The organism is Methanolobus psychrotolerans (assembly GCF_002243045.1).
Lineage (GTDB): Archaea > Halobacteriota > Methanosarcinia > Methanosarcinales > Methanosarcinaceae > Methanolobus > Methanolobus psychrotolerans.
Window position 1 is genome coordinate 81,359 of sequence record NZ_MBKP01000010.1, and the last position, 23,314, is coordinate 104,672.

Below are 23,314 nucleotides of genomic sequence, written 5' to 3' on the forward strand. Positions count from 1 at the left end.
TTTCCTTAATTCAATAAAATGCACTGTTGCTTTATCAGTATCATTACTTAACTCTTTCTTTTTGTACCAAACCCACCTGCTCCGGGAGTTTCCACTACAAACAGGTCTCCTTCTCTCATATCAACCAGGGCTTTTCCACCAAGTTCCTCAATATCTCTACCCACATCTCCGTTTCCATTCATCCTGACAACATAATTGTGTCCGACTATGCCATCCTTTCCACCATTCAAACCAGCCGGAGGAAACTTCCTGTGGCTTGAAATGATTGCCGCCCTCATGGGTCTGAGGAACCGGATCTTCCGTACAACTCCGCACCCTCCGCTGTATTCTCCTTCACCGCCGCTGTTATTCCTGATAGAGAATTCCTCAAGCCTTACCGGGAATCTCCATTCCAGTACTTCAGGATCCGTAATCCTGGAATTGGTCATATGGGTCTGCACAGCATCGGTACCATCAAAACCATCCCCTGCTCCAGAACCACCGCAAATTGTCTCATAATACTGGAACTCAGCATCCCCAAAAGTAAAATTGTTCATGGTGCCCTGTGACCCTGCCATTACTCCCAGTGCCCCGAAAAGTGCGTCAACTATGTACTGTGAAGTCTCAACATTCCCTGCAACCACAGCCGCAGGATATTCAGGGTTCAGTATGCTCTTCTCTGGAATGCTTATCTCAAGTGGTCGCAGGCACCCCTCGTTGAGTGGGATTTCCTCTCTGACAAGTGTCCTGAATACATAAAGTACCGCAGCCTTGCACACAGCCACAGGAGCATTCAGGTTCCCCGCGTGCTGCCCCGAAGTTCCCGCAAAGTCGATGTATGCTGTTCTTTTCTCATGGTCGATGTTTACCTTCACGTGTATAACCGTTCCGTCATCAAATGGAAGTGAGTATTCCCCGTCCTTAAGTACCTCAATAACCCTTCGCACCGACTCCTCAGCATTGTCCATAACATGTTTCATGTATGCCTGAACTGTTTCCATGGAAAAATACTCCACAAGCTTTTCCAGTTCTCTGCCACCCTTCTCATTGGCAGCCACCTGGGCCTTCAGGTCTGCAATATTCTGGAATGGATTACGCGCCGGATACTTACCCGAGAGCAGCCACTCTTCAACCTCATTCTCAAGGAACTTCCCCCGGTATACAATCCTCTGTCCTCGTGTCAGGACGCCCTCCTCTTCTATGTGTCTGCTCTCAGGAGGTATTGATCCGGGTGTAATTCCTCCAATGTCTGCGTGATGTCCCCTGGATGCCACATAGAATGCAACCTTGTCTTCATGGAAAACAGGGGTAATAACCGTTATATCAGGCAGGTGTGTCCCACCCTCAAATGGGGAATTGAGCATAAAAACATCTCCTGCTTCCATATAGGGGAACTTCATGATAATTGCTTTTACACTTTCGCCCATGGAACCAAGATGCACAGGAATATGAGGCGCATTGGCTATAAGATTCCCGTCTCCATCAAAAAGTGCGCACGAGAAGTCAAGTCTTTCCTTAATGTTCACAGAATATGCAGTATTCTGGAGTGTGTAACCCATCTGCTGTGCAATGGACATGAATCTGTTATTGAATATCTCAAGCATCACAGGATCAGCTTCCGTACCAACAGATTCCCGTTTTGACAAAGGTAACTCTCTTTCAAGTATAAGTTCCTGATTCTCCGTAAGCTGGGCCTCCCATCCAGGTTCAATTATGACTGTAGTATTCGTTTCCACAATCATTGCAGGCCCAGTTATTTTTTCTCCAGGCATGATGTTTTCCCTTCTGTAAACAGGTGTTCTATGTAATACTCCGCAGGTGTACATCGTTGTATCAGGCAGCTGTTCCTTTTTTTCTGAGGCCGCATCCTGTATTATGAATCTCTGCATAGCTTCCCCTGCACCAATAACTTCTGTGGAAACAGCTTCTATCATCAGTTCCTTGTTTTCCATGGTAAAGCCAAAACGGCTCTTATGCTCATTTTCAAACAGTCTTTTGATCTCTTCAGTGTCTGCGAAGTCAACAATAATAGAAGTACCTGTATCACGGTACTTAACATGAACCTTATGAAGAGCGGTGATCTTTTCATTAGCGACACCCTGCATAATCATCTCTTCTCTGCAGCTCATTTCCATTTCACAGGCAATACCACGGAGTTCTGCTACAAGTTCTCTTCCAAGTTTCTTTTCCACAGCATGCTCTTTCATGATGCGCTGGTCCGCAAGTCCCATCCCGTATGCAGAAAGAACTCCTGCAAGCGGGTGTATCAGTATTTTTTTAATATTCAGCGCATCAGCAACACCACAGGCATGCTGGGCCCCTGCTCCTCCAAAACAGCAAAGGACGTAATCCTTTATGTCATACCCGCGCTGGATGGATATCTTCTTGATAGCGTTTGCCATGTTCTCAATGGCTATTTTCAGGAAGCCTTCAGCAACTTGTTCAGTACTGTGCTCCTCTCCTGTAAATACACTTACCTCTTCTGCAAGAGCTGCAAACATTTCCTTAACAACATAATCATCAAGTGGCATGTCGGCGTTGTGGCCGAATACATGTGGGAAGTATTGCGGTTTTATTTTGCCAAGCATCAGGTTGCAGTCCGTGATTGTGGCCGGTCCGCCCTTGCGATAACATGCAGGTCCGGGATCTGAGCCTGCAGAATCAGGTCCAACTTGAAATCTTCCTGTATCAAAATGAAGTATAGATCCTCCGCCTGCTGCTACTGTATGAATATAAAGCATAGGTGAGCGCAGATGGATACCCGCAACCTCAGTTTCAAACCTTCTCTCATATTCGCCACTGTAATGAGCTACATCCGTGGAGGTTCCACCCATATCAAAAGTGACAACTTTATCAAAACCTGCCATCCCAGATGTTTCAACAGCTCCCACAATTCCTCCTGCAGGTCCTGAAAGAATACAGTCTCTACCTCTGAACTGAGTAGCTTCTACCAGTCCTCCGTTGGATTGCATGAACATAAGTTTTGTATAATTTCCACCGGCTTCAAGGGTGCTGGCTATCATATCAATATATCTTCGCAGCACCGGGGAAAGATAAGCATCCACAACAGTTGTTTCTCCACTGCTTATAAGTTTCATCAGAGGGCTTACTTCATGTGAAAGGGATATCTGGGTAAATCCGATCTCCTCTGCAATATACCGAAGCTTCAGTTCATGTTCCGGATAACGGTATGCATGTATCAGCACTATGGCTATCGAACGTATTCCCAAAGAGAAAATCCTCTCAAGCTCTTTGCGTGCATTCCAGATATCAAGAGCGATCAGTTCTTCACCGGACGCGCTGTAACGCTCCCTTATTTCAATGACTTCATCATAGAGTAGATCCGGCAGCTCAATTCTCAATGCAAAAATATCTGGCCTGTTCTGGTGCCCAATTTTCAGTGCATCCCGGAAGCCTTCTGTGATCAAGAGCGCAACAGGCTCTCCTTTACGTTCAAGTAATGCATTTGTCCCAACAGTTGTTCCCATCTTGATAGAAGCTATCATCTCTGTGGGCAGCGCAGAATGCGGTTCAATTCCAAGTATGGTTCTTATTCCATGCATTGCTGCATCAGTATAATGTTCAGGGTCAATGGACAGGAGTTTGTGGGCAAGCAATTGCCCACCAGGTTTGCGGGCAATAATATCTGTGAATGTGCCTCCTTTGTCTATCCAGAAATGCCAGTTTTCTTTTTTAGAGGACATCGTTCTTTCCTATCAAAACAGATTTTTATAGATGCTACGCTAAATGGGTACAAAGGCTTAAAAGTATTTTTAGGGTAATATGAAATTACCTGTGACCTGTGAACATATTGAAACCATAATCTCCCACTAGTGGTACGAATATCACCCCACCTCTGTTTTCCTTTGTGATCTCACCACTCATGGATTTCCTGACAATGAACAGGTTCTGGAATGCCTCGCCCTCAGGCAGGATCATAATACCTCCAGGTTTTAGCTGCTCCAAAAGCGGTTTTGGTGTTTCGGGTGCTGATGCGGTCACGCATATCCTGTCATAAGGTCCATGTTCGGGATAACCTCCAGAACCATCTGCTAGTATAACTTCCACATTGGAGTAGCCGGTTTTTTCCAGATTCCTTCTTGCAAAATTCGCAAGTGGTTCAAGACGTTCTATCGAATATATATGTCCTTTTTTGCCAATTATCTCTGCCATAACTGCTGCATTGTATCCTGACCCGGTACCGATCTCAAGTATTCTCTGTCCATCCTGAAGGTCAAGAAGGTCACACATGATAGCAACCATGTGAGGTGCGGATATTGTTTGTGCATGCCCGATAGGCAAAGGACTGTCAACATAGGCACGTGATGTATGTATGGAAGGTACGAAAAGGTGTCTTTGTACCTTCTTCATTGCCTTTAGAGTTCTTTCACTGATTCCCTGTTCTTTGAGAGACTTTACCAGGTGCGACCTTTCCCTCTCATACTCCATTGAGTTCTTCCTTCTCCCCAGCTTCTTTTGACTGATTCTTCTGCAAATATCCTTTTAATGAATTTTGCTTCGATTGTTGTGCCAGTGCGTGATTCAAGACTGCCATCCCTTACTTTTATCTTCTTAATTCTGACAGTTGTCCTGTCCACAGTTTCATCTTTTCCAACTGTGAATTCATATCCTCCGGGAACTCTTTTCTGAAGGGCTTCTGTAAGTTTTCCCCGATGGACGGCAATTTTAACAACGACTTCATCGATAGCCCTGCCCCAGATCGTATTTATTTCTGCAGGGTTTGCCTTTTCTGGTCTCTTATCCCCTGATTCAATAGCAGTCACCAGAATAGGGAATACTTCATCAGATTCTCCATCATCAACAATTATCTCATCGCCGACACTTACATTTTCCTCGGATGTCATTCGTGTCATCTGAGTAAAAGATGCTTCACCCTTGCTGATTATTACCTTTATGTTGAATAACTTTGGTTTTTCAATTTTTGCCGGGTGAATATTCCCGCATTCCTGACACTGGACAACTATATTTTGACCGGATTTTAAAACATCGTGCAGCACACTCATTTTGGGTGAGCATGACGGACATACTACTTCCACTTCATCGTTCATATTCTCAATCATGTCATTGTCTGGAGAATGTAAATAATTAACTGCGTAGTATGTTGGTTTCGGGTTAGTTTATAGGGGATAATGTAAAAAAAAGTCCGTTTTTTTCATGTATCTCAATATTCTTTCATCATTGGTCGATTATTCAAAAGCCATTTTTGATATATGTTTTCTCATCACAATGGCATCGGAATTATTTTCATCCTCAAAAAAGCTGGATATTCTGCTGATTTCCTTGAAACCATTGTTTTCATATAATTTCCTCGCAGCGTTCCAGTTCTCAGAAACTATAAGGATCATGCTAATTATACTGTATTTGCCAGTTATTCTTTTTTCAAGCTCTGAATACAGCATGTTACCATAGCCTTTTCCATGATGAGTTTTCAGGATTCCGATAGATGATATATAGAGTTGCGAACCAGATGGTTTGTGAACATCCCTGATGGAGTGGTTCAGGTTGAATCTTTCCATGTCAATAATTTCTGAAAAATCCCACATCTCCGATGAAATATAACCGGCAACATCATCATCAATTTCCAGAATAAGAAAACCATCAGAAAATACATTGATTCTTTCAAGGAATGCATCCCTGCTTTCTGTAATGTTTTTGTGGAACGACTCATACTCTATGAGCATTATTCCTTCGATATCATTCTTTTCCGCATTCCTTATGGATATTTTCAAAGGCCACCGCCACCGAAAAACAGACAACAAAGATCGCTGTAGAGTATATGTATAAGTATAAACAGGTACGCAGTTCAAAAATATAACTATCTTTTACTTGCAGCGTGTGACGCAATGAATTCCCTGAGCAGTTTGGTTCCAAGCAGTGCACTTATCCCGTTATCATATTCAGGGGCTATTTCTACAACATCAAAACCAACTGAAACAGGTGCGAATGCACGGATAATCTCACGTACATCTATGTCAGTAAGCCCGAATGGTTCAGGGGTTCCAAGACCAGGTGCGTATGCCGGGTCGATGGCGTCCATATCAAGAGAAAGATAGATCTTTTTGCATCCAAGATAGTCCTTAACCTCTGAAATGACATTTTTGATTCCCATTTCCCGGACATCATCTGAAGTATAGTACTTTATACCGTTCTCCTTTGCAAATACCCACTCTTCTTTAGGACCACTGCGGACTCCTATGGTCACATAGGTATCAGTAATATCGTCCAGTATGTGTCTGGAAACGCATGCATGGCTGTTCCGGATGCCTCCGTATTCTTCCCGAAGGTCAAAGTGGGCATCCATTACTACAAAACCAATGTCTTCTCCTGCTTCTTCGGCACATGCCTTCACGCATGGGTATGTGAGTGAGTGTTCACCACCAAGCATAATGGGTACTTTTCCATCTCTGGTAATTGGTTTAACAGCAAGATACAGCTCTTCAAGCATCTCATCCACAGATGAGTAATGCTCAAGGTTTCCTGCATCATGAATCAGCAGTTCCTCAAAATCAATATCAAAATGAGCATTATAGGTTTCAAAATTCGCTGAAGCCTTTCTCATGGCATCCGGAGCCCAGCGGCTTCCAGACCTGTATGAAGAAGTCGCGTCAAAAGGAACGCCGAATATAACATACCTTGCAGAATCATAATCTGCAACGGCATCCATCATATCAGGTTTGTAGAACATGACTGTAATAATAAAAGAAGAGTAAAAGATCTGAGATGTGATTATCTCAGGTCGAACTTCATCTTACCCATTGCTGTCAGGTAGGAAACTTCTTCTCCTTCCTTTATCCTTTCCTTGTATTCCTCGGGAATTGTCATTTCAAATGTAGTGAAGTCGCCCATGTCCATTAGCTGTGCGATATTGCCGGAAATTGAAAGTACCTGTGCGTTCTTTCTCTCAACAACTGGAACGTATATCTTATCGGAAACAGGACCTACAATTGATCTTTTCTGGTTGTCAAAAAGCCCAACGACATCGATCCTCGCTTTTGCGGAACCGTGTTTTCCTGGTTTTGACTTGGAAATGCTCTTAATGATACAGGGCTCATCGTCAACGATGGCGTATTTGCCCTCTTTGAGTTCTTTAACTTCAACTTGTATTTTCATTTAAAATCCTCCATAATCGCAATAATTCTGTATGAGTTTAAAAAGTATAAGGGTATAATCCCGGATGCTATATATGAATTTAACCTTTGATTCCGCATTATTGGGAATACTAATAGCAAATTATTAAATATAAATGTATTTCACCTATATCCACTTTTCAGTACATATGGGGTATCATTCATCTTTGTGCTTTTGTGATATTTAACTCTCTTAGTTTTCCTCCGGCAGGTATGCCATCAGCATCCCATCCTCTGAAGTGGTAATAATCTGAAATCGCTTTCTCAAATTCGTTCCGGTTGATTCCTTCCTCTCCAAAGAATTTATCTGGCAGTGTGTCATCCTTTGAAGTAAATCCTGATTTGATGTTGAAAAGCCTCTCAAGATTGTATATTCTTTCTCCCGCGACCAACATTTCCTCTGCAGAATATTTCCTGCCTGTCGCATGGCTGAGTAGTGCCGCAAGTTCAACTTCCCCTATGGCCAGTATAGAATAAGGACACATCACAAGTGAATCGATTGCCGCTGTAAGGTTCTGGAAATACTGGACAAGGGCAGCTTTCCCATTAAATGATTTCCTGTCAAGCAGTACAGGCTTTCCCATCAACTCAGGAGCAGCCATAAAAGCGCTAAGATGAGATCCTCCTGTATTGGATGTTGCATAGGCTATGGCCATGCCCGCCATTTCTCGAGGGTCATATCCCGGCAGTTCCAGACCTTTGACCGCAGTGCTGTATTCATCTTTTTCCACCGAACAGAGGTATGCATGTGATCCCTTGCAGACATCATGCTTTCCATTCCCTATTTCCAGGATGATTCCTTTTACCTCGTCCATTTCCATCCACGGATTTGCCTCCATATATGCCGCAATGGAAGCGCCACATGACAGCGGGTCCAGTCCGTAATCAAAACAGAGTTTGTCCATTTCCCTTATCAGTTCCAGATCGTTGTTGCCGATATTCGGCCCGAAAGCCCAAATGGAATCAAAATCAGGCACAGGTCTGCCATCTTCTGCAGTTCTCCTGCACCCAATGGGACATCCGTAACAGGGTGCTTGCTGTACTTTGTATTTTCTACTGATGTTCTCTCCTGAAAGGTTATCTGCCCCGGAGAATTTCCTTTCCATGAAATTGCGTGCAGGCAGTACTCCTATGTAATCAAGAAGGTCAGTAAATACGGAGCTTCCATATTTTGCCAGTCCTTTGGATACCGATGGATTTGCCACAAGCAGTTTGTTAGTCTTCTCAGCAGCTTTCCCAAAGGCATCAGGCTCCGCAACTTCAACGATGTTGGTTCCTTTCACAACAATTGCCTTGAGGTTCTTTGAGCCTGCAACTGCACCATGTCCGCCGCGGCCGCTGGAATATATCCGATCATTTATGATGTTTGCCATGCTGACAAGCTTTTCTCCTGCTTTTCCTATGCAGGCAACTTTTCCTTTTGTTTCAAGCAATGCGGTGGTTTCTGCGGTACTCTTTCCCCAGAGATGTCCTGCAGGCAGTATTTCCACATCCTCATCGGAAATATTGAGATATACAGGTCTTTCAGCCTTACCTGTTATAACAAGGGCATCAATGCCTGCAAATTTCAGTTCTGCTCCGAAGTATCCGCCTGCATTTGAACTGAAAATTGTGGACGTAAGGGGGGATTTGCAGGTAACGGAGAAGTGTCCGGACATTGGAGCCGAAGTCCCGGTAAGTGGTCCTGTAGTGAAAATAAGTGGGTTTTCAGGGCTAAGGGGTTCAATCACAGGTTCTGTGAACTCTTCCATAAGCCTGCATCCAAGCCCACGGCCACCTATGAACTCTTGAGCATATGCTTTCTTTGTCCTTAACTCTGTGACCGAATTATCCCATATATTTACGATTATCGTTCTTCCTGTCCATCCAAACATATTTCCATCCTGTAAAAACGTCTACTACTGTACTATCTGTCTGTTCCTCTAGAATTGGCTTCCATCTCCAGCATCTTCCTTTTAAGCTCAACCTTCTCACCACAGGTTTCCCCGCAAAAGCCTCCTATCCCTGAAGATGAGACTATGCGGTGGCAGGGTATGATTACAGGATATGGGTTTTTCGCAACTGCACTGCCTACAGCTCTTGCAGCGCCATGGTTTCCAATACGACAGGCAAGTTCCTGGTAGGTAATGGTCTCTCCGTAAGGGATCTTTCTAACCTCATAAAGAACTCTGCGCTGGAAATCCGTAAGGCTGCAGAGGTCAGGTTCGTAATCTGAGAAATCGATCATTTCGCCGGCAAAATATCTTAATATGGCCTGGAAGACGTTTTCATCTTTCATCTTTGTCATCGCTGAAAACTTCCTTCTCAAGATCCTTTCTTTTTTTCTTGTAGTGAAGCCAGCCGGTGCCGTGGTATGAAATAACAATTAATGCAGCAATTGCTATCAATAGAAGCAGTGGCCAGGTGGACTGGAGCAGGAGGGGGTTGATTTCTTCCTTGCGGTCATAGGTGGGGTACATAATATCATTTCTGTTATTACTGTGCCCAAGTCCCAGTGCGTGTCCCAACTCATGTGTGGCTATGTTCTGCATGGTGTTATCTCCGTATTGCACCCACGAGTATCCTTTGAAATTCCCGGTTTCCAGCACGATATCAACACGCTCAAAGCGACCATTCACCTCGTATGGCCTGGCAAATCCGGCAACACCATTCTCAACACCTGCATCTTTTTCCAGGTTATCTACCCACATGACCAGGATGTCAGCATAATCAACATCTACAATCTCAAAAATTGCCTGGTACCCTAACTGTCCGTTTCCGCCGGTTTCCCAATATTTGAGTGCATTCTCTACATCGGTCCTGTAGCTTGGGCTGTAATGCTCAGGAACATTCGTGTCGTCAATATAAACAGTAATTGGACTGTGGTCCCAGGGTTTGGGATTTAATATACTTTCCTCGCTATCTGAATGCCTCTGGCTCTCTGATGCAAATGCTATTGCAATGAGGATTATCATGGCAATTATTATTCGTTTCATTCTGGTCACAATTACTTTAGCTTGAAAATTGTAGTTGCTTGCATATTAGTCATTTGGCACAGTTTTACATGTTTGGATTTAGTTGTCTATGATTAACTGTATATTTGATAAATGCAATCAGGATTTATGGAAAAACGTGTTGCTGTCGTCTTTGACAGTGCCGGGACACTGTTACACATGTATCGTGTTGCAAAGGAGATGAGCACCGGTTCTATCCTTGAAGATATACAGACTACGCTTCTTGTTGCAGAGAAGGCCAACAGGGCTCTTGTAGTTTTAAGAGCACGGTTTGAAGAGCTTATGCTGTGTGATCCTGACATGGAATTGCATGAATTTATTGACAGGTATAATATCGATCTTGGTATAAGTTGCTCCAGCAGTCCTTTTCAACTGGACGATGTCTACGGAATCATAAGGCAGAACTCAACAAAGGTGAGCGATCTTAATGATGTGATATCTCTTGTAAAAGGTCGTTGTCCCAATGTCTTTTACCTTGCGGCAGGTCTTGTTGTGGACTCGCAGGATAATGTTGTGCCATATGTCCTGAGCACAGGTGGTCAGGTGTATTCTAAAACATCTGCGGCAATTAAGTTTCTGAGGGAGCTTGGTACAGATATCTACATAGCTTCAGGGGATGATTCTCAGAACCTTCAAAATCTTGCCGCATTTCTGAATATCTCCATGAATGACGTTTTTTCAGTTGCCACAACTAGTGATAAAGAGCACATAGTCAAAGATCTCAAGAAATACTATGATTCTGTCGTTATGGTAGGGGATGGAATGAATGATATCCTTGCTTTAAGGGCAGCTGATGTGGGTATTCTCCTGTACCAGCAGGGGGCCGAAAGGCCGCAGATCCTCGTGGATGCAGCAGACATTATAATAGGCAATATAATCGAAGTAGTGGACATTGTAAAAAACATAAATAGCAGTGCGACTTCATAAAATCGATATCAATCTCCATTTTATAGAAGTTAACAGTGCGAAACAGATGCGTTACGTTTATGTATTGAGTTCAATAATCCAACAGTAATTCTTTAAAAAAGAGCGCTAAAAACTTGTTATCAGGTCTGCATGGGTTCAAGAACGCTAGTTTTGTATGTAATCTACAAAACCGTTAAGTAATTTGAGTAGATATGCATATCATTAGTAGTGAGAAAGAACTCCTATGCACCCCTGGGCGGAGGAAATCAAATGGCATTATTCATTGAAGTCAAAAACCTGACACTTGAATTTGATGGTGTCAAAGTTCTCAAAGATATAAACCTGACAATCAACGAAGGAGAAGTTCTTGGTATCCTTGGAAGAAGCGGTTCCGGTAAAACAGTATTGATGCACGTCCTGCGTGGTGTTGAAGAGTATGAAGGTATTAGTGGAGAGGTTATCTATCACCTCGCAAGATGCGAAAAATGCGGGCATATAGAACCTCCATGCAAGGTAGGGAACGAATGCTCTGCCTGTGGTAAGGATACCCTCAAGTCCTTTGAAGCAGATTTCATAAAGCTTCCGCTTCATGACCCTGCAAGACGCGAGATAACCAAAAGGATCGCTATCATGCTCCAGCGTACATTTGCTCTATATGGTGATGACAGGGTCATTACAAATGTCGTAAACTCTCTCACAGAGATTGGTGTAAATAACGAGGCTGCCCTGCCCCGTGCTGTGGAGCTCCTGGAAAAGGTACAGCTCTCGCATCGTATGATGCACGTTGCCCGTGACCTAAGTGGCGGTGAGAAACAGAGGGTGGTTCTTGCCAGGCAACTTGTAAGGGATCCAATGCTTCTTATTGCCGATGAACCAACCGGTACGCTTGACCCCAGGACTGCAGATGTAGTCCACGATGTTATTGCAAAGGCAGTCAAAGACTACAATATGACAATGGTCATTACTTCACACTGGTCTGAGGTAGTTGAAGACCTTGCTGATAAGGCTATCATTCTTGAAGACGGGGCAATTGTAAAGGAAGGTTCCCCATCAGAAGTTGCAAAAGAATTCATGCAGCTTATCTGTTCTGTGGAAAAGAAATGTGATGTCGTTGTCGGTGACCCATTGATCAAGGTAGATAACCTTGTAAAAAAGTACATATCAGTGAGCCGAGGTGTCGTTTACGCTGTAAATGATGTTTCATTTGACGTAAAGGAAGGTGAGATCTTCGGTCTTGCAGGTACCAGCGGTGCAGGAAAGACCACAACTTCTGAAGCTCTCATGGGTATTGTACAGCCAACAAGCGGTGAGATACAGGTGCGTGTCGGAGATGAATGGGTAGACATGAAAAAACCAGGTCCAGAATGCAGGGGACGTGCAGTCAAGTACATGGGCATACTGCATCAGGAATATGGACTATATACTCACAGGACGATCATTGACAATCTTACCGAATCAATAGGAATTGATCTTCCTTATGAGCTTGCTGTGAGAAAGGCAATCAATACCTTGATGGCCACCGGATTCACTGAAGAAAAGGCAAAATCTATATTATCAAAGATGTCAGATGAGATTAGTGAAGGTGAAAGGCACAGGGTTGCATTGGCTCAGATATTGATAAAGGAACCAAATATCATTATAATGGATGAACCAACGGGAACAATGGACCCATTCACTAAGAAAGAGGTCACAAAGTCTATTCTGGAAGCACGTGAGAAGATGGGTGACACTTTTGTCATCGTATCACATGACATGGACTTCCTAGAAGAGATATGTGATCGCGTAGCTCTTATGAGAAACGGTAAAATAGTTAGTATAGGGGCTCCTGCTGCTGTCCTGTCACAACTTACTGAAGAAGAACGCATGGAAGCGGCGGAACCATAATATTCTAAAAAGGTTACGGAGGAGTTTGACACGAGTGGCGAAATAACAGTAGAGGTCAACGGACAGGAACTGAAATTACCAGAAAGTTCAACCCTTGAGGACGCCATCAGGGTGTCAAACGCACCTTACAGGAAAGGGACATCAATTGGGATTCTCATTGAAAAAAGTGACCTGAAGTCACAGGCCTTTGTTGAATACCTTGTGAAAACATCCAAAGGTGAGTTCAAGATAGAACTTCTGAATGACTCTTCCCCTTCTTCAAAAAAATGGATATCTATTTTTAAAGACTTTACTGATATACCTGTCCGCTGGACCAGTAAAGATGCTCTTGCGTTTGGCCCGTTCAACACTGATCTGGAGCCTGTACGCGGCAGCACTGATATGGACAGGTTTACTTTGCTTTTCGGTGCAGGTGGTGGTGATGCCGCAAATACCCATATCATTCTCAGTAAGACTAAACATGCTTCAGAATATGGTGCACCTGAAGAGGGTGTATTCGCACGGGTCATAAGCGGCAAGCATGTTCTCCCGGATCTTGTCAGGAGTGACAGGATCTTGTCAGTAGAACCTGTAGTTGAATGGGAAAAGACAGGAGAACACATTTGTACTACTGACCTTTCGGTCAAACTTGAGGATGGTTCAAAGATATTCACATATGTTGAAATTGAGATAGACCCTCTGGCTCCTGAAGGTGCAGAGTTCTTCTTTGCTGTTACCAGAGATGGCACTTTCAACATTGATTTTGTTTCAAGTTCTTTTATATCTGATCATCGTTTCCAGGGTGAGCTGGTAACGTACGAGAATTTTGAATCCAGATCAAAAGGTGCTGTTTTTGTCCGGACTGTAGGGTACGGTGCAGGAAAGCTATATATTTCCACAGATGACCGCACCTCCTCTATCATGCACTCTGTTATAGGTCATGTCATAAAAGGCATTGAACTTTCTAGAATGGCAGAGAGTGGCCAGAAGATAATGGTAGAATCCATTCCCGATCCTATCATGTTGCTAGGCATGGCCAATGCAGATGCCCAAAAGGAAATGGAAGCTCTTGGTATTGAAGTCATCAGGGAAGGCCATACTGAAGATGACGGTTTTATAGTCAAGCAAACGCCTGCAACAACAATTGAAATCATACATGAAGGGAAAGTCACCGTTCAAGGGGTAGACCCGGAGAAGCTTGTGACTATCAAGCTTTATAATGATCTTGCTCCCAAGACACTTGACTTCTTCAGGCATGCCGTAGGCCTCCAGTATAATCCGGTTGGTGTACTCCCTATAATGATGACTTATGAGAATACATATATTTTCAAGGCAGAGAAGCCGGCTGAAAAATATAAGGAGATCTTCCCGGAAAACACTCCGATAAAGACCTTTGCCGGTGAGATCGGTGTCACGAACCAGGCTGCAAAGAGAGCTGGTATGATAGGTGTCAAGACAACAGATGACGATCTTTTCGGGCCAACCGGGGAAAGGTTTGCGAACACTAATATTGTCGGTAAAATACTCGAAATTGATAAACTCAAACATTTCAAGGATGGAGATGTCATATATATCTTAGAGGGCAGCAGGGAGGAATGAATATGGCTGAAGGAACTGAAGATGTCATAACAAAACTTGTAGTTACAAGTTCGGATAGTGTGTTGCCCATTGATGCTGCTATGAAGATATATGAATCTAATACTAATATCGTCATAAAAGAAACTTGTTTTGGCACCATGGTCACAGGTCCCAGGGATGCTGTGGACAAAGTGGTAAAAGAGGTTGTGGACCTTGATAAGAATCACATATTTGTAAAAGAGAGAGGTTTCCCTCCGGGAGATGAAAGACGCTGCCGTGCCTCCCGTGGTGGCGGGGCAAGGCCTGGATTTTATTTTCTCAAGGAAGAGTCAATGATGCTCCCTATGATCGGCAAAGCACTTGACAAATATGATCGGAAAGTCCCTCTCAAAGAAACAGAACATAAGAAAAGGCTTGAAGTAAAAGATCTTCAGGATATAATCGAATCCACCTTATGAGGCAATACAATGGCAAAAGTTATCATATACCCTACAAACAGCCTAATCCTTTCTGACCTGGTCCAGAGGTTTGGCCACACACCCCTTGCAATGATGGAAAAGATCAAGGAAAAGATATCAACTGTTGGTGTAGATTCCCCGCCACTTAACATCACCGCAGAAGAACCAAAGCATGGACTGAAGTATGCGGCTGTGGAGGTTCCGGCAGGTGTCAGGGGCAGGATGGCGATCGTAGGGCCCATGATAGAACAGGCAGATGCGGGTATAATTGTTGGTGAGTCCCCTCTTGCATTTGGTTGTATGGGATGTGCCCGCACCAACGAGCTTACAAAGTTTCTCATAAGGAACCGTGATATACCTCTCCTTGAACTTGATTTTCCGAAAGCAGATGATGAGGGACAGGAATTTGTGTACCGGATAGCTGAGTTTTTGAAATCATTGCCGCAGAAGAGTGAGGAGGCAACAGAATGAATGATGAAGCTGTCGTAAAAGTGGCACTGGTGTCATGTGGTTCCGAGTATGCAGGTGTTCACGGTGAACTTGATTCAGTTGCAGCTAGCGTCAATGCTAAACTCATATACCCTGAGATAGATGTCAATGTCCTTGACACAATCGGAAAGGATTTTGGCATAGAGGCCGCAAGTCCTGATCTTCGCCTTATGATGGCAAGGGCCATGGCTGTTGTGGCAGGTATTTCGGATGTGGATGGTGTATTCATAACTTCATGTTTCAGATGTGCTGAGGCGGCTATAGTCAGGAACGAAGTTCGTCGCTACATAAACAAGCACTCTGATCTTCCAGTTATAAGTTATTCTTTTACGGAGCGTACAACGGCGGCAACCCTATTGACGCGTATGGAAGCTCTAACTACTATCGCAAGGCGCAGACATCTTCTTGCAAGGGAGAAGCAAAGCGGACTTACTGCAGGCATTGACTCCGGCTCCACAACCACAAAGGCAGTCATCATGAAGGACAACAAGATATTAGGTTCTGGTTGGGTGCCTACGATAAAGGTTATTGACAGTGCAACAGAAGCTTTCAATCAAGCGCTTGAAGAAGCTGGTGTCAAACAGGAAGACATCCAGGCGATAGGTACCACAGGATATGGTCGTTTCCTTGTAGGGGAACATTTCAAAGCCAAACTCATCCAGGAAGAGATCACTGTAAATTCAAAGGGTGCAGTCTATCTTGCGGGTAAACAGAAAGGATCTGCAACAGTTATTGATATAGGTGGAATGGATAACAAGGCTATATCTGTGGAAGACGGTATTCCGGGAATGTTCACCATGGGTGGTATTTGTGCAGGTGCTTCAGGTCGTTTCCTCGATATGACTGCAAAAAGGCTTGGTGTGGATATCACTGAACTTGGTGCCCTTGCGGTGAAGGGTATGCAGGAAAAAGTTGATATGAACAGTTATTGTATCGTTTTCGGTATCCAGTCACTTGTAAACTCCCTTGCCAAGGGTTCAACGCCTGAGGATGTTGCTGCAGCTGCATGTCACAGTGTGGTGGAGCAGATATTCGAACAGCAGCTCCAGGAAGTTGATGTAAAGGAACCATTGATCCTTGTAGGCGGTTCCTCTCTGATCGAAGGTGTTCCAAAGGCCCTTGGCGAATTGCTTAAGATAAATGTCCTTGTTCCTCCCAACTCTCATTTGATAGGTGCTGTTGGAAGTGCTTTGTTGGCATCAGGATTTGTGGAGGAGTAAATCTTATGGAAGCTCTTGAGACTTTCATTGTAGAGTCCACTGTTCAGGAGGAAGGTGAGGCATACAGAAGCATAGTCTCTGACATCATTACCGAGCTGATACTTGGTGGTGCTATCGGACGGATAAAAGTTGTAGTAAGGCCGGAAGATTCCCTTTTCCAGATGGCAATTATTCTAAGAGGCAGCCAGCCAATGGTGAAACTGTCCGATATTGGCAGTGTTGAGACCGGCAATATAGTTAAAAAAGAAGTAAAGATCTCGATAACGGAGGAAAAATATCTTTCAGAGCTTCTTGAACTGCTCTGGGCAAGATATGGGCGCACAAAGGTCTTCCAGCCTGAGAGAAATACACTGATCATCAATGCTGAAGATACAGATAGTGATATCAAGTTCCTTAAGGATATGGTGGTTGCAGACCCTCGCAGAACCCTTCAGTCAAGACTGGTGGAAATGGCTATAAGGGCCACACCCGAAGGGTTCAGGGTGCGCTACCATTCAATGGATAGCCATAAGTTCGTCTTCGTAGCAAGTGAGGATCCTCTTAAACCGGAATGGATACAGGAAGCACACCAGATGGTTACAGAACTCATGGAGGAGAAATAATGGCAGCGATATTGGAGCCATACATCTACGAGGGTGGTATTCACAAACATTCTCTTATTACAGAACTCCTGGAGGACCTTGGTGGATACCTTATACAGAAAGTACCTGCTGCAACAGAAGTCACACTTGTCATGCTGATCCCCCGGGATGATGTTCATCTTATCGAAGAGCTGGGAAAAAAACTCCTTGGTAAACTCACCCGTGCTCCGCTTACTGGTACCGAGATTGCCGTTGTTTCTCCCACACTTGCTTCTCACCATCTTCCGCATTCTGCCTGCGATATCGCAGAATTTATGCGCAGGGGGGGTGCGAATACAAATATGATAGGCCTTGCAAGAGGTATGGGCAGAAGAGTTTCCCTTTCTGACAACTACGAAAGGAAGCTTATCAATGAACATGATTTCGCATTATTTTCCTTTGGTACCTTCAGTGATTGCATCAAGAACAAGAAGCCAAAACTGCTTGAGGGCATAACTATTCCTAAGATCGTGACAGGTGGACCTTGCAACCTTAAAACCGAGGATGTTGCAAATGCTGACCTGTATGTTGGTAATATTGGAAGGGTTGCCCATCGTCTGAGGAAAAGTGATGAACTCGGTGCACTTGATGTCCTGTTGGAGAAGGTCGTGGAGGTAGTTGAGAAGATGCGTGAAGATATTGCAAAGGATCCCCTTGCTGTACTGCCTGCAAGGGTCATGAAAGAGATCCACGAGCAGATACCGGATATCTTCAATGTGCTTTCGCCTGCTCCCGTCACACTTCAGCTTGATGGATTGCGTGTAAAGCTCCCATACGGAGAGTTCCATAAAAAGGTTGAGAATCTTGAGTTCGATGAGGGATTAAAGCTGTCTGATATGGCGGTCATCACTCCTTCTAAAATGAAAAATTATATATTGGTCAAGATCAAACGTGAATCTGAGGTTGGATTTACCGCCTGATGTGGATATAATAATTGATTCATGAGGTTACTATGGATCTGGATAAAATAAAAGAGATTCTTGACAAAGAGCCTGAAGAGGCTGTTGACGACATTCTGGCAGATGTTGAGAAGCGCTATGGTGAGATTCCTTACATAATTAACTTCATGAAAGATATGCCGGAACTTTTCATATCACGCATGATCTATGAGAACAGTGTCATGCGCGAGTTCAAACGCATGGATCCTACTACTGTGGAGCTTATCTGCATAGCTGTGGCTTCAGCCCTGAGATGCGAACATTGTCTTAAGACCCATGTCAGGGTTGCTAAAAGACTCGGGATATCCAGGGAAGAAATATTCGATTCGATTCTGATAGCAGGTACCATTTCAACAGCTGCTGTCCTTGCAGAAGGTACTCGTTCTGTGGATGCAGAGTTCAGTGGATCCAATGCAGAAGTCGCTAATTCTAACTGTGCTATATGTAATATAAATACCGAACTTCCCGATGGAGAGTGAAAAAAGAAATTAGTAAAAGGGCGTTCCTGCCCCGGAAGCAAGAACTCCTGCAATATATCCAAGTATTACACCACTGTTCAGGAATGGTAATCCTGCCTGTGGCTTTCCTTTCATTACCAGCACACTCAATGCCATAAATCCTACAATTGTTCCTATCATTGCTCCAATGGCAGGGTAGGATATGAATCCTATAAAGTTCAGTGTTGCATCCTTCTGTACCAAGAATACATTTGCAGACACAACCAATATTGTTGGCATAATAGCATCCCCAAGTCCCATGAAGAAAGCTTCTCTTTCTTTTCCGTCTTCCTTTTTGAATGAGTCCTTGATGAATGAGTACTTCATGTGTTTTGGAATCACGAATAGTATTGGTAGACGAAGGTCCATTACTCCTTCCGCAAGGTCTATCATATGTTTTGTCTTGTAAACGGATATTGCGTCGTATATTGCAAGTAATGCAAGAAGCACCAGCACAGGAAGAATGGATAGTGAAATGCCAAAGATGGCACTAGCACCTGCTCCTATTATGAGTCCGATAGTGTTTATCACATACCATTCAGGGAACTTGTAAAGCAGTATTGTGAGGAGCGCTGCTACAAGGATGGATATGACATTATTTGCCATTACCGATATATCAGCAAGTGACAGCAAAGCATAGAATACATAGTACATTGTAGATCCCACAGCAAGCAATATGGTGAGCTGTATTATCCACTGCATTTGTCTTTTTATGGCCATCAACAACAGGAATGTGAATATGAATATTATTACTATGTAGTAGATGCTGTTTGCAGTTGAATCCGGATCCTCGAAGGCTTTCATATCATTTGCATTCATGGGTGTTGCCAGAAGCAATGCTGTAATCTGTACTACCAATATGATACCTGCCATCACAAGCATCGGTATATAATCCTTAATTCCCGTCTTTTCTGAACTCACTAATGCAACTCCTAATATATAAATAAGTAAATATTATATATCTATATTAAGTGTTGATTGACTATTTAAGATATTCTCTTTTAAAAAATAGAGTTAAATAATATAAATAGCAAAAAAGCCATATCAGTTTTATGAGGGAACAGAATGGAAACCCGGGACATAATATTCTCAGTTGTAATGGTTGTATCTTCATTTGTATTAACATATGAATGGCTTGGAAGGTTCGCATACAGTCCGGCAAATGCCTTGATCGTACTGTCTGCTATGGTTATGGTGGGTGCACTGGCTGCTATGATCCTATCAGTTGACATGCGTCTTCGCAAGATAGACAACATGCTAGAAGCAAAAGAACGCTCTTTAAGGATAAATGTGCAGAGTGTTGAAAACAACTTGGATGGCAGGATCAATGAGGTTCTTTTGAGGATGGATGACATAATAACTTCAATGGACAGAACCAGATATAGGTGATAATTACGCTAGTTATACCGTTCTAAATCCCGAAAACCATATTAACTAGGTAGTAGTAGGAGGTAGGGTAGTATTTTTATCTATAAGAGGTGCGTATATGCGCATTAATTTAGAACCGATTGGTATCATAAAGAAAGCCGGGAAATGTTCTGAAATTCTCATCTACTCTGACTTTGAGCAGCTTGTAAAGAACATGATGTCAAAGTTAAGCAAGAATGATAATGATCAGCACAGTCTCGTGATAATTCATAAAAATAAAGATCTAAATGACCTCCACCAGGTGAGGGTTACTAAAACGCATCTCATAGACCGGGTGGGCAATATCCTCAGAGTAGGAAAGATAGATGCAAACGACGACTCTGTCATTGATGTAAGACTTGAATGCAATGGACTTATAACAGGTGAAGTCTGAATAGGGGCTTGCACTGACTCAAACATGATTTTATATGGGTGTTGATATAGGGGATCTCCTTAAGAGGAGCACAATTGAGGTATCTGATCTTTCTTTAAACGTTGTAGCTATAGACGCTTTTAACACACTTTATCAATTCTTAAGTATTATCCGGCAGAGGGATGGCACTCCGCTCAAGGATTCGCAGGGCAATATCACGTCGCATCTGTCCGGAATCCTTTACAGGATGGCTAACCTTGTCGAAGCAGGAGTGAAGCCTGTTTTTGTATTTGATGGCAAACCTCCGGAGTGGAAATCAGTCACCATCCATAAACGCACAGAAGCCCGCGAGAATGCAAAGGCTAAATGGGAAGAAGCAAAGGAACAGGGACTTGCAGAAGAGGCATATAAGTATGCACAGGCATCTTCAAAGGTTGATGCCTCAATTGTTGAAGATTCCAAAAAACTGCTCACTGCAATGGGCATTCCGTTTGTGGATGCTCCTTCGGAAGGCGAGGCACAGGCTGCCTATATGGTAAAAAAAGGTGATGCGGACAAGATTGCATCACAGGATTATGATTCCCTGCTTTTCGGCTCACCTCTGGTTGTAAGGAACCTCACGGTTTCAGGTAAGAGAAAACTGCAAAAAAAGAACATCTACGTGGACGTGAAACCCGAAATAATCAGCCTTAAGGATAATCTTAATGAGCTTGGAATAAGTCATTCTCAACTTATCGATATTGCTCTTTGTATAGGTACTGATTTTAATGAGGGTCTTGAGGGGATCGGTCCGAAAACTGCTCTCAAACTTATCAAGGAACACGGGAACATAGAAAATATGCTGGCATCAAAGGGACTGGAGATTCCCGACATGGAAGATATCAAGGAATTCTTCAAATCCCCTCCTGTGACCGATGATTATCTTTTAAAATGGAAAAAACCTGATACTGCACAGGTTATCTCTTTCCTCTGCAATGAGCATGATTTTTCAGAAGACCGGGTCACAAAGGCTCTGGAACGCCTTGAAGCTTCATCAGGCGGTGGCCAGAGCACTCTTGACAAGTGGTTCTAGTTCTTTACAATAAGTGATTTACCTGTCATCTGCTCAGGTTTCTCGATTCCAAGGATATCAAGCATTGTAGGAGCTATATCTGAAAGTTTCCCATCCCGTAGCTCAAGTCCATTCTCACCACTTACCAGAATGCACCTCACAGGGTTGGATGTATGTGCGGTATGTGGCTTTCCTGTGTTGTAATCTATCATTTTCTCGGCGTTGCCGTGGTCTGCAGTTATGATGGCATTTCCGCATTTTTCCAGAATTACAGTGACTATCTTTCCAACACATTCATCCACAGTTTCAATGGCTTTGATGGCTGCTTTGATGATGCCGGTATGTCCAATCATATCCATGTTGGCAAAATTGAGTATTATCACATCGTAATTACCTGAAACTATTCTCTTCACGAGTTCATCGGTGACCTCATATGCACTCATTTCAGGTTTAAGGTCGTAAGTGGCAACATTGGGAGATGGTATGAGGCACCTGTCCTCCCCTTCGTTCTTCTCTTCCACACCACCGTTGAAGAAAAAAGTCACATGAGCATATTTTTCAGTCTCAGCTATGCGAAGTTGTTTCTTATTATGTCTGCTAAGGACCTCTCCCAGTGTATTTTCAAAGCTCTCAGGAGGGAATGCTATAGGTACATCGAGTTTTTTATCATACTCTGCCATGCATACGTAATGTACTTCCGGTCTTACCTTCCTCTCAAAAGCATCGAAATCCCTGTCAACAAAGGCGTATGTCATCTGCCTTGCCCTGTCAGGCCGGAAATTGAAGAAAATAACAGTATCTCTGTCTTTTATTGTTGCAACAGGCTTACCGTCTTTGCCCACAATGACCGTTGGTTTAATAAACTCATCATTATCCCCCCTTTCATAGGCCTGGGTGACTGCTGATACTGCATCCTTTGCAAAGATCCCTTCTCCGTTTGTGAGTGCATTGTATGCCAGTTCCGTGCGTTCCCATCGTTTGTCACGGTCCATTGCATAATATCTGCCACAGACCGTTGCAGTCTTTGCTATGGCTGTACTTCTGCAAAATTCCTCGTGTTTTTTCATGTCCTCAAGAGCAGCTTGGGGCGGCACGTCCCTCCCATCAAGAAATGCGTGGATGTAGACTTTTCCAACCCCTTTACTTTTTGCCATTTCGACAAGGGCTCTCATGTGGTCCATGTGGCTGTGCACTCCGCCATATGAGAAGAGTCCCATAAGGTGCAGTGAAGAATCATTCCTCGTTACATGGTCCATGGCTTCAAGAAGCACCTGGTTTTTAAAAAAAGAACCATCTTTTATGTCTCTGTTAATACGTGTCAGGTCCTGATAAACTATCCTGCCCGCGCCAATGTTCAGGTGACCAACTTCCGAATTTCCCATCTGTCCTTCGGGAAGTCCGACTCCTTCACCGGAAACCACAAGTAAACAGGAAGGATATTTTTCTAACAAAGAGTCAAGTACTGGGGTCCTTGAAGCCATAATCGCATTCCCCTGCTCTTCAGGAGTATATCCCCAACCATCCAGTATCATCAGCAAAAGCGGTCCTTTTTCATATGACATGGATTCAGAATTGTCCTGATGGTTTTTAAATGCGTTGTATTGTACAGTTCAGAATGGGGGTATGTGATGTTCTTCTTACTCTTTATTGTCAATGACTTGAACTCCACGAGTACCATTACGAGAGTAAATAAGAACTAAAAGCTCGTTAAAATAAATATTCCATTATAATCAGTTCACTAGGCATAAATCAAAACGTATATATGCAAATTTCTACAAATTACTGTAATAACAA

Annotated in this window: 23 protein-coding genes; 12 read left to right on the plus strand and 11 right to left on the minus strand. The window is 43.4% G+C overall.

Annotation, left to right across the window (positions count from 1 at the left end):
- Nucleotides 1–47: 47 nt before the first annotated feature.
- The 9 genes from BB781_RS05490 to BB781_RS05530 all read right to left on the minus strand — a co-directional run bounded on the left by BB781_RS05490 (nucleotide 48) and on the right by BB781_RS05530 (nucleotide 10,102).
- Nucleotides 48–3,683: a hydantoinase B/oxoprolinase family protein gene (locus BB781_RS05490; protein WP_094227493.1), complete on the minus strand. Its 3,636-nt coding sequence runs from the start codon at nucleotides 3,681–3,683 to the stop codon at nucleotides 48–50.
- A gap of 85 nt (nucleotides 3,684–3,768) precedes the next feature.
- Nucleotides 3,769–4,428, minus strand: coding sequence for a protein-L-isoaspartate O-methyltransferase (locus tag BB781_RS05495; RefSeq protein ID WP_094227494.1), 660 nt, complete (start codon nucleotides 4,426–4,428; stop codon nucleotides 3,769–3,771).
- Nucleotides 4,395–5,060 (minus strand): HVO_0476 family zinc finger protein, encoded by a 666-nt coding sequence (locus tag BB781_RS05500; RefSeq protein ID WP_242492541.1) that lies wholly within the window; start codon nucleotides 5,058–5,060, stop codon nucleotides 4,395–4,397. The genes BB781_RS05495 and BB781_RS05500 overlap by 34 nt, the downstream gene beginning before the upstream one ends.
- 126 nt (nucleotides 5,061–5,186) lie before the next feature.
- Nucleotides 5,187–5,729, minus strand: a complete 543-nt coding sequence (locus BB781_RS05505) for a GNAT family N-acetyltransferase (RefSeq protein WP_242492542.1) — start codon at nucleotides 5,727–5,729, stop codon at nucleotides 5,187–5,189.
- A gap of 86 nt (nucleotides 5,730–5,815) precedes the next feature.
- Nucleotides 5,816–6,685 (minus strand): agmatinase, encoded by an 870-nt coding sequence (speB, locus tag BB781_RS05510; RefSeq protein WP_094227495.1) that lies wholly within the window; start codon nucleotides 6,683–6,685, stop codon nucleotides 5,816–5,818.
- A gap of 41 nt (nucleotides 6,686–6,726) precedes the next feature.
- Nucleotides 6,727–7,110 (minus strand): translation initiation factor IF-5A, encoded by a 384-nt coding sequence (locus BB781_RS05515; RefSeq protein ID WP_094227496.1) that lies wholly within the window; start codon nucleotides 7,108–7,110, stop codon nucleotides 6,727–6,729.
- A 178-nt stretch (nucleotides 7,111–7,288) separates the two neighbouring features.
- Nucleotides 7,289–9,001 carry an aldehyde ferredoxin oxidoreductase family protein gene (locus BB781_RS05520; RefSeq protein ID WP_094227497.1) on the minus strand — a complete coding sequence of 571 codons (1,713 nt, stop codon included), beginning with the start codon at nucleotides 8,999–9,001 and terminating at the stop codon, nucleotides 7,289–7,291.
- Between the two features lie 32 nt (nucleotides 9,002–9,033).
- Nucleotides 9,034–9,414 (minus strand): methylated-DNA--[protein]-cysteine S-methyltransferase, encoded by a 381-nt coding sequence (locus BB781_RS05525; RefSeq protein WP_242492543.1) that lies wholly within the window; start codon nucleotides 9,412–9,414, stop codon nucleotides 9,034–9,036.
- Nucleotides 9,395–10,102: a matrixin family metalloprotease gene (locus tag BB781_RS05530; protein ID WP_094227498.1), complete on the minus strand. Its 708-nt coding sequence runs from the start codon at nucleotides 10,100–10,102 to the stop codon at nucleotides 9,395–9,397. Before BB781_RS05530 ends, BB781_RS05525 begins: the two co-directional genes overlap by 20 nt.
- 126 nt (nucleotides 10,103–10,228) lie before the next feature.
- Between BB781_RS05530 and BB781_RS05535 the strand changes: the two genes are divergently transcribed.
- The 9 genes from BB781_RS05535 to BB781_RS05575 all read left to right on the plus strand — a co-directional run bounded on the left by BB781_RS05535 (nucleotide 10,229) and on the right by BB781_RS05575 (nucleotide 18,671).
- Nucleotides 10,229–11,047 carry an HAD family hydrolase gene (locus BB781_RS05535; RefSeq protein WP_094227499.1) on the plus strand — a complete coding sequence of 273 codons (819 nt, stop codon included), beginning with the start codon at nucleotides 10,229–10,231 and terminating at the stop codon, nucleotides 11,045–11,047.
- A gap of 249 nt (nucleotides 11,048–11,296) precedes the next feature.
- Nucleotides 11,297–12,910, plus strand: coding sequence for a methyl coenzyme M reductase system, component A2 (atwA, locus tag BB781_RS05540; protein WP_094227500.1), 1,614 nt, complete (start codon nucleotides 11,297–11,299; stop codon nucleotides 12,908–12,910).
- A gap of 42 nt (nucleotides 12,911–12,952) precedes the next feature.
- Nucleotides 12,953–14,488: a methyl-coenzyme M reductase-associated protein Mmp3 gene (mmp3, locus tag BB781_RS05545; RefSeq protein WP_094227501.1), complete on the plus strand. Its 1,536-nt coding sequence runs from the start codon at nucleotides 12,953–12,955 to the stop codon at nucleotides 14,486–14,488.
- Nucleotides 14,489–14,490: 2 nt separating this feature from the next.
- Entirely contained in the window at nucleotides 14,491–14,925 is a 435-nt protein-coding gene (locus BB781_RS05550; protein ID WP_094227502.1) for a methanogenesis marker 6 protein, read from the plus strand.
- Between the two features lie 9 nt (nucleotides 14,926–14,934).
- On the plus strand, nucleotides 14,935–15,396 hold the full coding sequence (locus BB781_RS05555; protein WP_094227503.1) for a methanogenesis marker 5 protein: 462 nt from the start codon (nucleotides 14,935–14,937) through the stop codon (nucleotides 15,394–15,396).
- A complete protein-coding gene (locus BB781_RS05560; RefSeq protein WP_094227504.1) occupies nucleotides 15,393–16,634 on the plus strand; it encodes a methanogenesis marker 15 protein in 1,242 nt (413 codons plus the stop codon). Before BB781_RS05555 ends, BB781_RS05560 begins: the two co-directional genes overlap by 4 nt.
- Nucleotides 16,635–16,639: 5 nt before the next feature.
- A complete protein-coding gene (locus BB781_RS05565) occupies nucleotides 16,640–17,236 on the plus strand; it encodes a methanogenesis marker 17 protein (RefSeq protein ID WP_094227505.1) in 597 nt (198 codons plus the stop codon).
- Complete coding sequence (locus BB781_RS05570) at nucleotides 17,236–18,174, plus strand: methanogenesis marker 7 protein (protein ID WP_094227506.1); 939 nt, start codon at nucleotides 17,236–17,238, stop codon at nucleotides 18,172–18,174. Before BB781_RS05565 ends, BB781_RS05570 begins: the two co-directional genes overlap by 1 nt.
- Nucleotides 18,175–18,206: 32 nt before the next feature.
- Nucleotides 18,207–18,671 (plus strand): carboxymuconolactone decarboxylase family protein, encoded by a 465-nt coding sequence (locus BB781_RS05575; RefSeq protein WP_094227507.1) that lies wholly within the window; start codon nucleotides 18,207–18,209, stop codon nucleotides 18,669–18,671.
- Between the two features lie 9 nt (nucleotides 18,672–18,680).
- Here BB781_RS05575 and BB781_RS05580 read toward each other — a convergent pair whose 3' ends face one another.
- Nucleotides 18,681–19,610, minus strand: a complete 930-nt coding sequence (locus BB781_RS05580) for a presenilin family intramembrane aspartyl protease PSH (protein ID WP_094227508.1) — start codon at nucleotides 19,608–19,610, stop codon at nucleotides 18,681–18,683.
- 144 nt (nucleotides 19,611–19,754) lie between these two features.
- On the opposite strand from BB781_RS05580, the gene BB781_RS05585 reads away from it, so the two are divergent.
- The 3 genes from BB781_RS05585 to fen all read left to right on the plus strand — a co-directional run bounded on the left by BB781_RS05585 (nucleotide 19,755) and on the right by fen (nucleotide 21,541).
- On the plus strand, nucleotides 19,755–20,078 hold the full coding sequence (locus BB781_RS05585; protein WP_094227509.1) for a hypothetical protein: 324 nt from the start codon (nucleotides 19,755–19,757) through the stop codon (nucleotides 20,076–20,078).
- A 97-nt stretch (nucleotides 20,079–20,175) separates the two neighbouring features.
- Nucleotides 20,176–20,490 (plus strand): hypothetical protein, encoded by a 315-nt coding sequence (locus BB781_RS05590; RefSeq protein WP_094227510.1) that lies wholly within the window; start codon nucleotides 20,176–20,178, stop codon nucleotides 20,488–20,490.
- A 34-nt stretch (nucleotides 20,491–20,524) separates the two neighbouring features.
- Nucleotides 20,525–21,541 (plus strand): flap endonuclease-1, encoded by a 1,017-nt coding sequence (gene fen, locus BB781_RS05595; RefSeq protein ID WP_094227511.1) that lies wholly within the window; start codon nucleotides 20,525–20,527, stop codon nucleotides 21,539–21,541.
- On the opposite strand, the gene gpmI is transcribed toward fen, so the two are convergent.
- Nucleotides 21,538–23,082, minus strand: coding sequence for a 2,3-bisphosphoglycerate-independent phosphoglycerate mutase (gpmI, locus tag BB781_RS05600; RefSeq protein ID WP_094227512.1), 1,545 nt, complete (start codon nucleotides 23,080–23,082; stop codon nucleotides 21,538–21,540). The two genes, fen and gpmI, sit on opposite strands and share 4 nt — an antisense overlap.
- Nucleotides 23,083–23,314: the final 232 nt, after the last annotated feature.

Coding starts and splice junctions, on each gene's coding strand:
- BB781_RS05575 (WP_094227507.1), top strand. CDS start 18,207: ATGGATCTGGATAAAATAAAAGAGATTCTTGACAAAGAGCCTGAAGAG.
- atwA (WP_094227500.1), top strand. CDS start 11,297: ATGGCATTATTCATTGAAGTCAAAAACCTGACACTTGAATTTGATGGT.
- fen (WP_094227511.1), top strand. CDS start 20,525: ATGGGTGTTGATATAGGGGATCTCCTTAAGAGGAGCACAATTGAGGTA.
- BB781_RS05590 (WP_094227510.1), top strand. CDS start 20,176: ATGCGCATTAATTTAGAACCGATTGGTATCATAAAGAAAGCCGGGAAA.
- BB781_RS05520 (WP_094227497.1), bottom strand. CDS start 9,001: ATGTTTGGATGGACAGGAAGAACGATAATCGTAAATATATGGGATAAT.
- BB781_RS05565 (WP_094227505.1), top strand. CDS start 16,640: ATGGAAGCTCTTGAGACTTTCATTGTAGAGTCCACTGTTCAGGAGGAA.
- BB781_RS05585 (WP_094227509.1), top strand. CDS start 19,755: ATGGAAACCCGGGACATAATATTCTCAGTTGTAATGGTTGTATCTTCA.
- BB781_RS05525 (WP_242492543.1), bottom strand. CDS start 9,414: ATGACAAAGATGAAAGATGAAAACGTCTTCCAGGCCATATTAAGATAT.
- BB781_RS05515 (WP_094227496.1), bottom strand. CDS start 7,110: ATGAAAATACAAGTTGAAGTTAAAGAACTCAAAGAGGGCAAATACGCC.
- BB781_RS05570 (WP_094227506.1), top strand. CDS start 17,236: ATGGCAGCGATATTGGAGCCATACATCTACGAGGGTGGTATTCACAAA.
- BB781_RS05500 (WP_242492541.1), bottom strand. CDS start 5,060: ATGATTGAGAATATGAACGATGAAGTGGAAGTAGTATGTCCGTCATGC.
- BB781_RS05490 (WP_094227493.1), bottom strand. CDS start 3,683: ATGTCCTCTAAAAAAGAAAACTGGCATTTCTGGATAGACAAAGGAGGC.
- BB781_RS05550 (WP_094227502.1), top strand. CDS start 14,491: ATGGCTGAAGGAACTGAAGATGTCATAACAAAACTTGTAGTTACAAGT.
- BB781_RS05560 (WP_094227504.1), top strand. CDS start 15,393: ATGAATGATGAAGCTGTCGTAAAAGTGGCACTGGTGTCATGTGGTTCC.
- gpmI (WP_094227512.1), bottom strand. CDS start 23,082: ATGTCATATGAAAAAGGACCGCTTTTGCTGATGATACTGGATGGTTGG.
- BB781_RS05535 (WP_094227499.1), top strand. CDS start 10,229: ATGGAAAAACGTGTTGCTGTCGTCTTTGACAGTGCCGGGACACTGTTA.
- BB781_RS05555 (WP_094227503.1), top strand. CDS start 14,935: ATGGCAAAAGTTATCATATACCCTACAAACAGCCTAATCCTTTCTGAC.
- BB781_RS05530 (WP_094227498.1), bottom strand. CDS start 10,102: ATGAAACGAATAATAATTGCCATGATAATCCTCATTGCAATAGCATTT.
- BB781_RS05495 (WP_094227494.1), bottom strand. CDS start 4,428: ATGGAGTATGAGAGGGAAAGGTCGCACCTGGTAAAGTCTCTCAAAGAA.
- speB (WP_094227495.1), bottom strand. CDS start 6,685: ATGTTCTACAAACCTGATATGATGGATGCCGTTGCAGATTATGATTCT.